Source organism: Tautonia marina (genome assembly GCF_009177065.1).
Classification (GTDB): Bacteria; Planctomycetota; Planctomycetia; order Isosphaerales; family Isosphaeraceae; genus Tautonia; species Tautonia marina.
In genome coordinates this window covers 90,814-104,635 of record NZ_WEZF01000015.1, presented here as the reverse complement: position 1 = coordinate 104,635, position 13,822 = coordinate 90,814, and the positions used below count along the sequence as shown (strand labels likewise).

Annotated in this window: 8 protein-coding genes; all 8 read left to right on the top strand. The window is 65.6% G+C overall.

Annotated elements, in window-relative coordinates:
- The first annotated feature begins 19 nt into the window (after positions 1-19).
- The 8 genes from rplK (at position 20) to rpoC (ending at position 13,549) form a co-directional block, all read left to right on the top strand.
- A complete protein-coding gene (rplK, locus tag GA615_RS18170; protein ID WP_152052738.1) occupies positions 20-445 on the top strand; it encodes a 50S ribosomal protein L11 in 426 nt (141 codons plus the stop codon).
- 275 nt (positions 446-720) lie between these two features.
- The gene (gene rplA / locus GA615_RS18165; RefSeq protein ID WP_152052737.1) at positions 721-1,398 is read left to right on the top strand and encodes a 50S ribosomal protein L1; all 678 of its coding nucleotides are present in this window, start codon (positions 721-723) and stop codon (positions 1,396-1,398) included.
- 49 nt (positions 1,399-1,447) lie between these two features.
- Positions 1,448-2,005, top strand: a complete 558-nt coding sequence (gene rplJ / locus GA615_RS18160; RefSeq protein ID WP_152052736.1) for a 50S ribosomal protein L10 — start codon at positions 1,448-1,450, stop codon at positions 2,003-2,005.
- Positions 2,006-2,203: 198 nt separating this feature from the next.
- Positions 2,204-2,614 (top strand): 50S ribosomal protein L7/L12, encoded by a 411-nt coding sequence (gene rplL, locus GA615_RS18155; protein WP_152052735.1) that lies wholly within the window; start codon positions 2,204-2,206, stop codon positions 2,612-2,614.
- A gap of 436 nt (positions 2,615-3,050) precedes the next feature.
- Complete coding sequence (gene rpoB, locus GA615_RS18150; protein WP_152052734.1) at positions 3,051-6,755, top strand: DNA-directed RNA polymerase subunit beta; 3,705 nt, start codon at positions 3,051-3,053, stop codon at positions 6,753-6,755.
- 82 nt (positions 6,756-6,837) lie between these two features.
- Positions 6,838-7,575: a glycosyltransferase family 25 protein gene (locus GA615_RS18145; protein ID WP_152052733.1), complete on the top strand. Its 738-nt coding sequence runs from the start codon at positions 6,838-6,840 to the stop codon at positions 7,573-7,575.
- 142 nt (positions 7,576-7,717) lie between these two features.
- Positions 7,718-8,458: a sulfotransferase family 2 domain-containing protein gene (locus GA615_RS18140; protein ID WP_152052732.1), complete on the top strand. Its 741-nt coding sequence runs from the start codon at positions 7,718-7,720 to the stop codon at positions 8,456-8,458.
- An 807-nt stretch (positions 8,459-9,265) separates the two neighbouring features.
- Positions 9,266-13,549 (top strand): DNA-directed RNA polymerase subunit beta', encoded by a 4,284-nt coding sequence (gene rpoC, locus GA615_RS18135; RefSeq protein ID WP_152052731.1) that lies wholly within the window; start codon positions 9,266-9,268, stop codon positions 13,547-13,549.
- Positions 13,550-13,822 lie beyond the last annotated feature (273 nt).

The window sequence follows — 13,822 nt, the reverse complement described above, 5'->3', positions numbered from 1 at the left end:
TACTGCCCCGGAGAGAGCGATGGCGAAGACAGTCACAGCGAAAATCAAGCTCCAATGCCCCGGTGGGCAGGCCACCCCGGCCCCCCCAGTCGGCCCGGCCCTCGGTCAGCACGGCGTGAACATCGGGCAATTCGTCACCCAGTTCAACGACCGCACCAAGGAGATGAAGGGGACCACCATCCCCGTCGAGATCACCGTTTACAACGACCGATCCTTCGACTTCATCACCAAGAGTCCACCCGCCGCCGTCCTGCTCAAGCAGGCTGCCGGCATCGCCTCCGGCTCGGCCGAGCCCCACAAGACCAAGGTCGGCAGCGTCTCTGCCGATCAGGTCCGGAAGATCGCCGAGACGAAGTTCCAAGACATGAACGCCCGAGACATCGACCATGCCATGCGGCTCATTGCCGGCACGGCCCGCAGCATGGGGGTCGAGGTCAAGGACTGATCGATCCTCCTCCCTCGAACACGGAACCTCCCGCCGCCGAGTCCCGCAACCCGTGGCATCGGCCCTCAAGGCAAACGGCCCCCAGGCCGGCCTGATCGTGCGAAGGAACCACCGGCCGACCACTTGCCCGATGGAGTGCTCGGCCCACCCGCTTCCGGCGCGACCGCCCGCCGGAGACGGCCCTCGGAGGGCCACGGGTGTCCCGGCGTCGTCCGTCCACCGGACCGATGACGACCGTGGGGCGGCAGCTTTTCCGAACCTTACGGAGAGCGACAGTGCCCAAGCATTCGAAGCGCTTCCGCGCCCTCTTGCAGCAAACCCCCTCGGGGCCGATCTCGCTGGAAGAGGCCGTCCAGGCGCTGAAGACGTTCGGCACCACGAAGTTCGACCAGTCGGTCGAGGTCTCGACCAACCTGGGGATCGACCCCCGCCAAAGCGACCAGAACGTCCGCGGCTCGGTCGCCTTGCCTCACGGCATTGGCAAGAGCGTGCGGGTGGCCGTTTTCGCCCAGGGTGACAACGCCGAGAAAGCCCGGGAAGCCGGCGCCGACATCGTCGGAGCCGACGACCTGGCCCAGCAGATCAAGAACGGGGTCATGGACTTCGACGTGGCTCTGGCCACGCCCGACGTCATGGGAATCGTCGGCCCGCTGGGCCGCGTGCTCGGCCCCCGGGGCATGATGCCCTCGCCCCGCTCCGGCACCGTGACGACCGACATTGCCTCGGCCGTCCGCGAGTTCAAGGCCGGGAAGATCGAGTTTCGCAACGACAAGGGCGGTAACGTGGCCGCTCCGGTCGGCAAGCTGAGCTTCGACGATCAGCGGCTGATCGAAAACATCCAGGCGTTCCTGACCCACCTGAAGACTCTCAAACCGGCCGCCGCCAAGGGCCAGTACATCCGGTCGGTCACCATCTCGGCCACGATGAGCCCGGGTATCCGGGTCGTCGCATAACCCGAGCCGGCACCCACCAGGAGGCGGCCCCCGGCCGACGACCAAAGCGATGAGCAAGTACGTCAAAGAGCTGATGATGGACCAGCTCCGTCGCGACCTTGACGGGACGCGATCGGTCCTGCTGCTGGACCTCGGCGGCCTGGACGCCATCAGCGAAACCCAGCTCCGGAACGACCTTCGCAAGAAGTCGATCCGCATCAAGGTGCTCAAGAACACCCTGGCCGGTCGAATCTTCGACGAGCTCGGCCTCGGCGGCCTTCGCCAGTACCTCAGCGGCCCCAGCGTGGCCGCCTGGGGCGGGGAAGGGGTCGCCGAACTGGCCAAGGAGATCTCGGCCCAGGTCAAGAAACTCGAGAAGCCGAAGATCAAGGGCGGTGCCGTCGACGGCGTGATCATCTCGCCCGACCAGGTCGCCGACATTACCAAGCTGCCGAGCCGCGAAGAACTGATCGGACGGGCCGTGGCCCTCGCCCTCGCCCCCGTTCAGCGCGTCGTCAGCCTGGCCAATGCCCCGGCCGCCGGCCTCGCCGGACAGCTCAAGGCCATCGCCGACGCCGAAGGTTCGGGCGATGCCCCGGCCGACGCCGAAGCCCCTGCCGAAGGCTGACCTCGATCCATCCCCTCGACGGCCCCCCGCCGTCGCTTCCGACCTGATTCGTTGCGTTGACCGGAGCCAGGCGAACCGACCGCCCAGCTCCACCCTCCTTCATCTCATCTGAATTCCGACCGATCCCGCCCGACCGGCGACGAGACCCGCCGAGCCAGGCACCAACCGGATCGCTCCGAACGAAAGGATCGCCGAACGATGGCCACTGCCGATGCCCCCGCCCGCGAATTCGCCGACAACATCAAGAACCTCGGCGAAGAGATCGTCAAGCTGACCGTCCTTGAAGCCAAGGCCCTGGGTGACTACCTCGAAGAGGTCCACGGCATCAAGGCCGCCGCTGCGGCCGTCGCCGCCGCCCCGGCCGCCGCCGCCGAGGCCGGCCCCGCCGCCGCCGAGAAGACCGAGTTCGACGTCGTCCTGGAAAACGCCGGCGCCCAGAAGATCCAGGTCATCAAGGTCGTCCGCGCCGCCACCGCCCTGGGCCTCAAGGAAGCCAAGGAACTGGTCGACGGCGCCCCGAAGCCGATCAAGACCGGCATCTCCAAGGAAGACGCCGAGAAGCTCAAGAAGGAACTCGAAGACGCTGGCGGCACCGTCAGCATCAAGTGACCCCGGCCGACGCCGGCCCCGGCACCCCCGGGGCCCGTCGCCTCCCTCGGCGGCCGATCGTCGCCCCGAACGCCTTCCCATCGAGGCCCGATCGGCAAGCCCACCCCAGGTTCAAACCCTCTGTCTCTCCTGACCCGCCCCGGTCCGACCGGGCGACGCCCTTCCGGCAACTCCGGGCGTCGCTCCGACCGACCGGGGCCGGCCGGCGCGCCGGGACCTCGCTCCGGAGCCGCCAGGATGTCGACTCCCTCAGGCCCCTTTTCCCGAGCCGAAACTCGCCCGTGTCCCCGCCCCAAAGGCCCGGACCCAGGGCCCGCCGAGCTCGCCAACGCCTTCTGCGTGACCGCGGCCCCGACCGAGCCCGGAACGGCCGACCCGACGCCGAGTCGCCCGCGACCGCGCCCGCCCTTCATCTCCCCTCGAGGAGCGCGACCCGATGCCCTACGCCAGCAGTGCCCAGCGGATCACCCCACTGCCTCCCAAGAATTTCGGCCGGATCGAGGACGAATACCCCATCCCCGATCTGACCCAGATCCAGACGGTCAGCTACGCCCGCTTCCTCCAGGCCGACACTGCCGCCGACAAGCGAACCGACTCGGGCCTCGAAGGCGTCTTCCGTGAAATCTTCCCCATCGAAAGCTACGACAAGCAGCTCAAGCTCGAATACATCCGCTACGACCTCGGCAAGCCCCGCTACGACCCCGACGAGTGCCGACAGCTCCGCCTGACCTTCGGCCGCCCCCTGCACGTCTGGCTCCGTCTGAACAAGGGGGAAACCGCCGTCGAGGAGTCGGTCTACCTCGGCGACATGCCGATCATGATCGGCGGCGGCGAGTTCATCATCAACGGCGCCGAGCGCGTCGTGGTCAGCCAGCTGCACCGCTCTCCCGGCGTCGACTTCGTCGTCGAGATCGAGGCCAGCGAGAAGCGCCTGCACGCCTGCCGCATCATCCCCGAGCGCGGGAGCTGGATCGAGCTTCAGGTCACCAAGAAAGACACCCTCGGCGTCCGGATCGACCAGTCCGGCAAGTTCTCGGCCATGACCCTCCTGCGGGCCATGGACCCCCGCTTCTCGTCCGACGAGGCCATCCTCTCGGCCTTCTACGAATCCGAAACGATCTCGACCACCGACAAGACCGCCGCCCAGGCCCTTGAAGGCCGGATCGCCTGCGGTGACATCGTCGATCCGACCACCGGTGAGGTCCTCGCCGATAGCGGCTCGACCATCTCCAAGGCTCTCGCCCAGATCCTCGTCGACAACGAGCTTGGCGACATTGAGGTCCTCAAGGACGCCCGCGACCCGCTCATCCTCCAGTCGCTCCAGGAAGACCCGACCACCGACCACGAGTCGGCCCTTCTGCGCATCTATCAGCGGCTCCGGCCGGGCAACCCGCCGCAGCTCGAAAAGGCCCGAGAGCTGTTCAACGAGAAGTTCTTCGACACCAACCGCTACCGCCTCGGCAAGGTCGGCCGCTTCCGGATCAACCGCAAGTTCAACCAGGACGTCCCCGAGGATCGGATGATCCTCGACGCGGCCGACTACCTGAACTCGATCCGCTACATCCTCAACCTCCGCAAGGGCAAGGGGCACGTCGACGACATCGACCACCTCGGCAACCGCCGCCTTCGGACCATCGACGAACTTGCCTCCGACGAGCTGCGCAAGGGGTTCCTCAAGCTCCGCCGCACGGTCCAGGAACGCATGAACCTCAAGGATGCTGAGGACATGACCCCTCGCTCCTTGATCAACCCGAAGTCGATCAGCGCGGCCATTGAGTACTTCTTCGGCCGGGGCGAGCTGTCGCAGGTCGTCGACCAGACCAACCCCCTGGCCCAGCTCACCCACGAACGCCGCCTTTCGGCCCTCGGCCCCGGCGGCCTGAACCGCAAGCGGGCCGGCTTCGAGGTTCGAGACGTTCACATCTCGCACTACGGCCGGATCTGCCCGATCGAGACCCCTGAAGGCACGAACATCGGCCTGATCAGCTCGCTCGGCATCTTCGGCGGCGTCGATGAGTACGGCTTCCTCGTCAGCCCCTACCTGAAGATCGACGACGGCCGACGCACCAAGGACGTCGTCCTGATGCGGGCCGACGAGGAGTCGGAAGTCTACATCGCCCCGTCCGACGCCGGAACCGACGCCGAGGGCCGCCTCGAAGGCAACGTCATCTCTCGCTTCCAGGGCGACTTCGTCGTGGTCAAGCCCGAGACGGTCCAGTACGTCGACATCAGCCCGAAGCAGATGGTCGGCGTCTCGGCCGGCCTCATCCCGTTCCTCGAACACGACGATGCCAACCGGGCCCTCATGGGCTCGAACATGCAGCGGCAGGCCGTCCCCTTGCTCGTCGCCGAGCCGCCGATCGTCGCCACCGGCCTCGAACACGCCGTCGCCCAGAACTCTGGCATGCTCATCAAGGCCGAGCAGGAAGGGACCGTCACCTTCGTCGACGCCACCAAGGTCGTCATCGACGACACCCACGTCTACAAGCTCCGCAAGTACGTCGGCCTCAACGAACGAACCTGCCTGAACCAGAAGCCGATCGTCGAGGTCGGCCAGAAGGTCAAGCCCGGCACCGTTCTGGCCGACGGCGCCGCCACGTACCTCGGCGAGCTGGCCCTGGGCCGCAACGTCCTCGTCGGCTTCATGTCCTGGGATGGCTACAACTTCGAAGACGCGATCATCATCTCCGAACGTCTCGTGAAGGACGACGTCTACACGTCGATCCATATCGAGGAGTTCGAGATCGAGATCCGCGAGACGAAGCTCGGCCGCGAGGAGTTCACCCGAGACATCCCGAACGTCTCCGAGAAGGCCCTCCGCAACCTCGACGACAACGGCATCGTCCGGATCGGCACCTACGTCAAGCCGGGCGACATCCTCGTCGGCAAGGTCGCGCCGAAGTCCAAGAGCGAACTGACCCCCGAGGAAAAACTCCTCCACGCCATCTTCGGCCGCGCCGGCGAAGACGTGAAGAACGACTCGCTCGACGTCCCCTCGGGCGTCGAAGGCATTGTCATCAGCACCCAGCGGTTCAGCCGCCGGATGAGCCTTTCCGAAGACGAGCGCAAGGCCTTCGAGAAAGAGCTGAAAGACGTCGAGACGATCGAGGGTCAGCGGATCGCCGACGAATACAAGGCCATGATCTCGGCCATGGAAGAGGCCATCGGCGGCCCGATCCCCGACCCCGAGACCGGCAAACCCCTCGGCCGCGAAAAAGACCCCATCAAGCTCGATGAGGAAAGCCAGCGGCTGAACATCGAGAAGCTCGACCTCCGCAGCCCCGACGTCGCCCGCGAAGTCCGCAAGATCTTCCGCCTCCACCAGCCGAAGATCGAGGCCCTCCGCGACGAAAAGGAACGCAAGCTCAATAGCATGAAGCGCGGCGACGAGCTGCCGTCCGGCGTCCTCCAGATGGTCAAGGTCTACGTCGCCACCAAGCGGGTCATCTCCGTCGGCGACAAGATGGCCGGCCGTCACGGCAACAAGGGCGTCATCGCCAAGATCCTCCCGGTCGAGGACATGCCCTTCCTGGCCGACGGCACGGCGGTCGACATCCTGCTCAACCCGCTCGGCGTTCCCAGCCGTATGAACGTCGGTCAGATTCTGGAAACCCACCTCGGCTGGGCCGCCAGCAAGCTCGGTTTCCAGGCCGTCTGCCCCGTCTTCGACGGCGCCGACGAATCGACCATCCGGCAGTGCCTGCTCGATGCCGGCCTGCCCGAGAACGGCAAGGCCATTCTCTACGACGGCCGTACCGGCGAGGCGTTCGACCAGCGCGTCACCGTCGGCTATCTGTACATGCTCAAGCTCCACCACCTCGTCGACGACAAGATCCACGCCCGAGCCACCGGCCCCTACAGCCTCATCACCCAGCAGCCGCTCGGTGGTAAGGCCCGCTTCGGCGGCCAGCGCTTCGGCGAGATGGAAGTCTGGGCCCTGGAAGCCTACGGCGCCGCCTACATCCTCCAGGAGCTCTTGACCGTCAAGTCCGACGACGTCGAAGGCCGGACCAAGATTTACGAATCAATGGTCAAGGGCGAGAACACCCTCGAAGCCGGCACCCCCGCCAGCTTCGACGTGCTCACCAACGAGATCCGCGGCCTAGGCTTGAACATGCAGCTCGAAAAGAAGCGGATCTGACCCCCGCCTGCGAGGGTCCGACGGTGCCTGCCGTCGGACCCTTTCGACGCGGCCCCGCCCATCGAGGAGCCGAACCGCCCCCATGTCACTTGCCGACCTGTTTGAACGGATCCTCATCGTCAGTCTCCCGTCTCGAACGGACCGACGGCGAGACATGGTCAAGCAACTCCAACACGCCGGAATGCCGCTGCAACCGGGTCGGGTGGAATTCTTCGACGCCATCCGTCCCGACGACGCCGGCGGCTTCCCCAGTATCGGGGCCCGAGGCTGTTTCCTCAGCCACCTCACGCTGCTTTCCCAGGCCCGAGACGATCGCCTCGCCAACCTGCTCGTGATCGAGGACGACCTGTCGTTCACCTCGCGGTTTCTCCGCGATCAATCGCTCGTGGTCGATCGGTTCCGATCCACCCCGTTTGAACTCGTCTACCTGGGTCACAAACTCTTCGAATCCCCCACCGAACCCGAGCCCGCCGAGGGCGCCACGTTCATCCCCTGGCGCGGGCGGATCGATCAAACCCACTTCTACGGGATCAATCGCGAGACCATCGCTCGACTCGCCGAGTGTCTCGATCAGATCCGGCAGCGGCCCCCCGGCCACCCCGAAGGCGGCCCCATGCAGATCGACGGCGGGTTCAACACCTTCCGCCGCCAGAATCCCGACGTGACCACCCTGATCGCCGTGCCCGAACTCGGCGTGCAGCGCAGCTCTCGCAGCGACATCGCGTCCGCAAAATTCTTCGACCGCATCCCCGTCCTCCGCGATCTGGCCGACATGGCTCGATCGGTGCGCCGACGGTCGCAGAGCGGCCAACCTCGCTGAGCCGCTCCCCCTTCCCGGTCACACCCGGTCGCGCCAACCGTAATCGCCTCCGTACGATACGTCTCGGCGCTCCCTCGCCATCGACGACACGCTCCTCTCCTCCTCGACAGGCTGCTTGATTCCCTCCGGCCGAGAACGCTCGATGACCCAACTCCTGAGTTCCGCCTACTGGGCCTTGCCGCACGACCTCCGACGATCCCTCTCGAAACTCTCGTCACCAACCCAGTACCGCAAGCGATGCTCGCTTCGCCAGCAAGGCCAGAACGGCGTCGGCCTGGAACCCCTCGACCGCCATCACGCCATCTTCGTGCATATTCCCAAGGCCGCCGGAACCTCCATTGTCAAAAGCCTGTTCGGCTGCGAGGGAGGCTGGCACATGACCTTGCGGCAATACAGCCTGATCTACAGCGCCGAGGAACTGAACGCCGCCTTCAAATTCACCTTCGTCCGCAATCCCTGGGACCGGCTCTACAGCGCCTTTTCCTACCTCAAGGCCGGGGGACGCAACCAGGCCGATCGGCAGTGGGCCGAACAGCACCTGGCCCGGGTGGCCGACTTCCCCACCTTCGTCCATGAGTGGCTGCCCCGCGTCGACCTCGAATCCAGTTACACGCACCTGATCCCGCAGTACCGCTTCCTCCGGATCCAGGGCGATACCCCCCGGGTCGACTTCATCGGCCGGTTCGAGACGATCGCCGACGATTACGAGACCATCCGGGCCCGAATCGGCACCGGCGAGCCGCTGGCCCACTTGAACCCCTCGTCACGAGCCCACGACTATCGAGACGTCTACACCGAGGACATGAAACAGATCGTCGCCCAGGCCTACCATAAGGACATCTCCCTGTTCCACTACACGTTCGAGGGCTTCACAACCACCTGAACGTCCGAAGCATGCCCCCTGCAAGCTGCTCGTCGAAGAAATCAGAGCTGTCAAGAGAATTTCGCTTGGAATTTCTGAAGAGCTGGACTAGAATACCCGAATGCCGACTCCAAGGGCAGGACCGCCGGAGCCGCCAGTGCCCAGACGATTTCCGATCGATTGTGCCGAGGACGTCGCCCGCCGACGAGCCTCGGCCCCTTGCGCGCCGATGCAGCAACGCCACCATCATCCGTCGCCGATGATCCCAACCGCCTTCGAAGATCCTCCCCACCCGGCGCGGATGCCAGGCCCGTGCGGCGGTCTATATCGGCCCCAAGGCCGCGCCCGTCCCTTTGGCCTGAACCAAAGAGCGGGATGACGGCCTGGTTGTCGTTTGCAAGCGTGCCCGATGGCTCCGTCCTCAAGCCCGAACCGACTCCGAGGCATTCCCGAACCCCACGATGGACGGCCTCACCCTTGACCCGATCGGACCTTGAACACCGGATCGAACCAATCCCTCATGGTCGGCCTCACGGTGCCGTCCCGCTGTTCGGGCTCCCTGCCATGCCCCGTTGAGCGAGACGGTCCACCGCCCCCGCCGACCTTCGGCCACACACAGCACAGTTGACCTGACCTGATCGACCGCGACCGGGACAAGGAACGCCACCACCCTCGGCCCGTTGAGCATCGGCCGGCCAAGCGCACGCCGATGGCCGCTCGGTTTTCCAACCCAGCGGCACGCAAACCGAAGGCGACGACCTTTCCCGGATCGCAGCGTGACACCCCACCCGCGATTGCACCCGCCAGGCGTGCAGAGGAGCGATTCCCGTGAGCATGGGCGAGAGTGCCTACGATCGTATCAACGACTATGGGGCCGTCAAGATTGGCCTCGCCTCCCCCTACGACATCCGAAGCTGGTCGTTCGGTGAGGTCAAGAAGCCCGAAACGATCAACTACCGGACCTACCGCCCCGAGAAAGACGGCCTCTTCTGCGAGCGCATCTTCGGCCCCGAAAAGGACTGGGAATGCGCCTGCGGCAAGTACCGGGGCATGAAGTACAAGGGGATGATCTGCGACCGCTGCGGCGTGAAGGTCACGCACTCCCGCGTCCGCCGCAAGCGCATGGGACACATCGAGCTGGCCGCGCCGGTCGTCCACATCTGGTTCTTCAAGGCCATGCCCAGCCGTCTGGGCACGCTCCTTGACATGCGAACCACCAGCCTCGAACGCATCATCTACTTCCAGGACTACGTCGTCGTCGACCCCGGCGACACCCCCTTGAAGGAACGCCAGCTCCTGACCGAGGAGGAGTTCCGGAAGTACCGCGCCGACTACGGCGACACCTTCGAGGCCGACATGGGGGCCGAGGCCATCCGCAAGCTCCTCTTGCGGCTCGACCTCGTCGAACTCTCGAAGCAACTCCGGCAGGAACTGACCGAGACCAACAGCCGCCAGAAGATCAAGGACATCACCAAGCGCCTGAAGGTCGTCGAGAGCCTTCGAGACTCCGACAACCGGGCCGAGTGGATGGTCCTCGAAGCCATCCCCGTCATCCCGCCCGACCTGCGCCCGTTGGTCTTGCTCGATAGCGGCAACTTCGCCACCAGCGACCTGAACGACCTCTACCGCCGCATCATCAACCGCAACAACCGGCTCAAGAAGCTGGTCGACCTGAATGCGCCCGAGGTCATCATCCGCAACGAGAAGCGGATGCTCCAGCAGGCCGTCGACGCCCTCTTCGACAACAACCGCTGCAAGCGCCCGGTGCTCGGCTCGTCGAACCGCCCCCTCAAGTCGCTCACCGACATGATCAAGGGCAAGCAAGGGCGCTTCCGCGAGAACCTGCTCGGCAAGCGCGTCGACTACTCGGCCCGCTCCGTCATCGTCGTCGGCCCCGAGCTGAAGCTGCACCAGTGCGGCCTGCCGAAGAAGATCGCCCTGGAGCTGTTCCAGCCGTTCATCATCCGACGCCTCAAGGAACTCGGGCATGCCGACACCATCAAGTCGGCCAAGAAGATGCTCGAACGCCGCACCGAGGAGGTCTGGGACATCCTCGAAGAGGTGATCCAGAACCACCCGGTCCTGCTCAATCGCGCCCCGACCCTGCACCGCATGGGGATCCAGGCCTTTGAGCCGGTCCTTGTGGAAGGCAACGCCATCCGCATCCACCCGCTCGTCTGCCGAGGCTTCAACGCCGACTTCGACGGCGACCAGATGGCCGTTCACCTGCCCCTCTCGATCGAGGCGCAGGTCGAGGCCATGACCCTGATGATGTCCACCAACAACATCTTCAGCCCGGCCAACGGCAGCCCGATCATCAGCCCGTCGCAAGACATCGTCATGGGCTGCTACTACCTGACCGTGCAGCGCCCCGGCGAGCACGGCGAGTACCGCAAGGAAGACGGCCGCGAGTTCGGCGTCTTCGCCTCTCCCATGGAAGTCTTCCAGGCCTTCAGCCAGAAGAAGGTCGGCAAGCACGCCATGATCAAACTCCGCCTGCCCGCCCACAAATCCCTCCGCGGCGACGGCGAAAAAGAGTTCACCCCCGGCATGGTGATCAACACCACCGTCGGCCGCGTGATCTTCAACGACACGCTTCCCCCCCGAATGCCTTACTACAACATGGCACTCGGGCAGAAGCAGCTGCAAATGATCATCGCCGACTGCTACCTGCTGCTCGGCCGTCGTGAGACGATCCACCTGCTCGACAACATGAAGGACATCGGCTTCCGAGAGTCCACCCGCTCGGGCCTCTCCTTCGCCACCGACGACCTGAAGACCCCCGACAACAAGCAGAAGATTCTCGACGACGCCGAGAAGGAAGTCGTCAAGAACAACAAGCTCTACCAGCGCGGCATCATCACCGAGCTCGAACGCTACAACAAGGTGCTCGACGCCTGGACCCACGCCCGAGAGCTCATCACCCAGCAGATGATGGCCGACCTCAAGAGCGACGTCCGAGGCGGCGAGGTCTACCTCAACCCGATTTACCTGATGGCCGACTCCGGCGCCCGCGGTGGCGTCGAGCAGATTCGACAGCTCGCCGGCATGCGAGGCCTCATGGCCAAACCCTCCGGCAAGATCATCGAAACCCCGATCAAGGCCAACTTCCGTGAAGGCTTGTCGGTGCTGGAGTACTTCTCCTCCACCCACGGTGCCCGAAAGGGTCTGGCCGACACCGCCCTGAAGACCGCCGACTCGGGCTACCTCACCCGAAAGCTCGCCGACGTCGCCCAGAACGTCGTCATCACCATGCGAGACTGCGGCACCACCCAGGGCATCACCAAGGGGACCGTCTACAAGGGCAGCTCCGAGAAGGTCGAAGTCGCCATCAGCCAGATGGTCCGCGGCCGCGTCAGCCGGGTGAACATCGTCAACCCGATCACCGACGAGGTCGTCGTCCGCGAAAACGAGATGATCACCGTCGCGGCGGCCAAGAAGCTCGAAGAGATGCAGGTCGAGAAGATCCAGGTCCGCTCGCCGCTCACCTGCGAGGCTCCCCTCGGCGTCTGCCAGAACTGCTACGGCATGGACCTGGCCACCGGCCGACTGGTCGAGCAGGGGATGGCCGTCGGCATCATCGCCGCCCAGTCGATCGGCGAGCCGGGCACCCAGCTCACCATGCGGACCTTCCACATCGGTGGTACCGCCACCACCGGTATCGAGGAAAAGGAACTCAAGGCCAAGCGCGACGGCATCATCAAGCTCGTCGGCATCAACGTCGTCATCAACGACGAAGGGGACCAGATCGCCCTGGCCCGCAACGGCGAGATCCAGATCCTCGACCCCAAGGGCCGCGAACTCGAGAAGTACGACGTGCCCGACGGCTCGATCATGAAGGTCGAGGACGGCCAGGAAGTCACCCGAGGCTCCACCCTCTGCGAGTGGGACCCGCACAACATCCCCATCCTCGCCGAGGTCGGCGGTAAGGTCCGCTTCGAGGACATCATCGAGGGCGAAACCCTCCGCATCGAGCAGGACCCCCGCACCGGCCACAACCGCTCGGCCATCATGGAGCACAAGGGGGACCTGCACCCGCAGATCATCCTCGAAGACGGCGAAGGCAAGATCCTCGACTTCTACTACATCCCCGAGCGGGCCGGGATCGAGGTCCAGGAAGGCCAGCTCATCAAGGCCGGCACCGTCCTGGCCAAGACCCCCCGCGAAGCCCGCCGCACGATGGACATCACCGGCGGTCTCCCCCGGATCACCGAGCTGTTCGAGGCCCGTCGGCCCAAGGAGCCGGCCGTCATCGCCGAGGTCGACGGCAAGGTCGAGATCCTCGAAGAGAAGCGCCGAGGCAAGCGCATCGTCATCGTCCGCAACGAGTCGGGCGTCGAGCGCGAGCACCAGGTGCCGCACGGGAAGTACATGAAGGTCCACACCGGCAGCCGCGTCCGTGCCGGTGAGCCGCTCGTCGAAGGCCCGCTCGTCCCGCACGACATCCTCCGGATTTCCGGCGAGGAAGCCGTTCAGCGCTACCTGCTCCGCGAGATTCAGAACGTCTACCGTGCCCAGCGCGTCGAGATCGACGACAAGCACCTGGAGATCACCGTCTCCCAGATGCTCCGCAAGGTGAAGATCGAGTCCGTCGGCGACACGAACCTTCTTCCTGGCTCAATCGTCGACAAGTTCGAATTCCGCCGGACCAACCAGGAACTGCTCGGCTGCGTCAAGGTCAAGGACCCCGGCGACACCGACTTCCGCTCCGGCGACATCGTCCCCCGCGACACCTTCGAGGTCGAGAACAACCGCGTCGAGGAGAACGGCGGCACCAAGGCCGAGTGGGTCCGCCCCAAGCCCGCCGCCGCCAGCACCCAGCTCCTCGGCATCACCAAGGCCGCCGTGCAGTCCGAGAGCTTCATCTCCGCCGCCAGCTTCCAGGAGACGACCAAGGTCCTCACCGAGGCCGCCCTGGCCGGCAAGGTCGACTACCTCGTCGGCCTGAAGGAGAACGTCATCCTCGGCCACCTCGTCCCCGCCGGCACCGGCTTCAAGGCCCACCAGGAGGCCGAGGTCCGCATCCGCCCCGAGGCCCTCGAAGCCCTCGCCGAAAAAGGCCCCAGCTTCGCCCGCTACCGCGACGAGACCCCCGCCCCCTCGGCCGACTAACCGAGCCGGCTCCGGCCCCCTGACCAACCCCACACGGCCCGCCCGGCTCAACCTCTCGTTGAGCCGGGCGGGCCGTTTCCGTTCCGTCTGCCTTCGGAATCGTGAAGGGTGCGTCCCCCCGGGACGCTTCAACCGCCTTGGACCGAAGACGGTGCCTCTCGGGGACGCACCCTCCAACACTCAGACACCCAAACCGCCGAGGGGCTCATCCTGCCCGGCTTCCGCGTCGCCGCGGCGGAGCTGCTCGCCCTGCCGGCCGACGACGGGCACGAG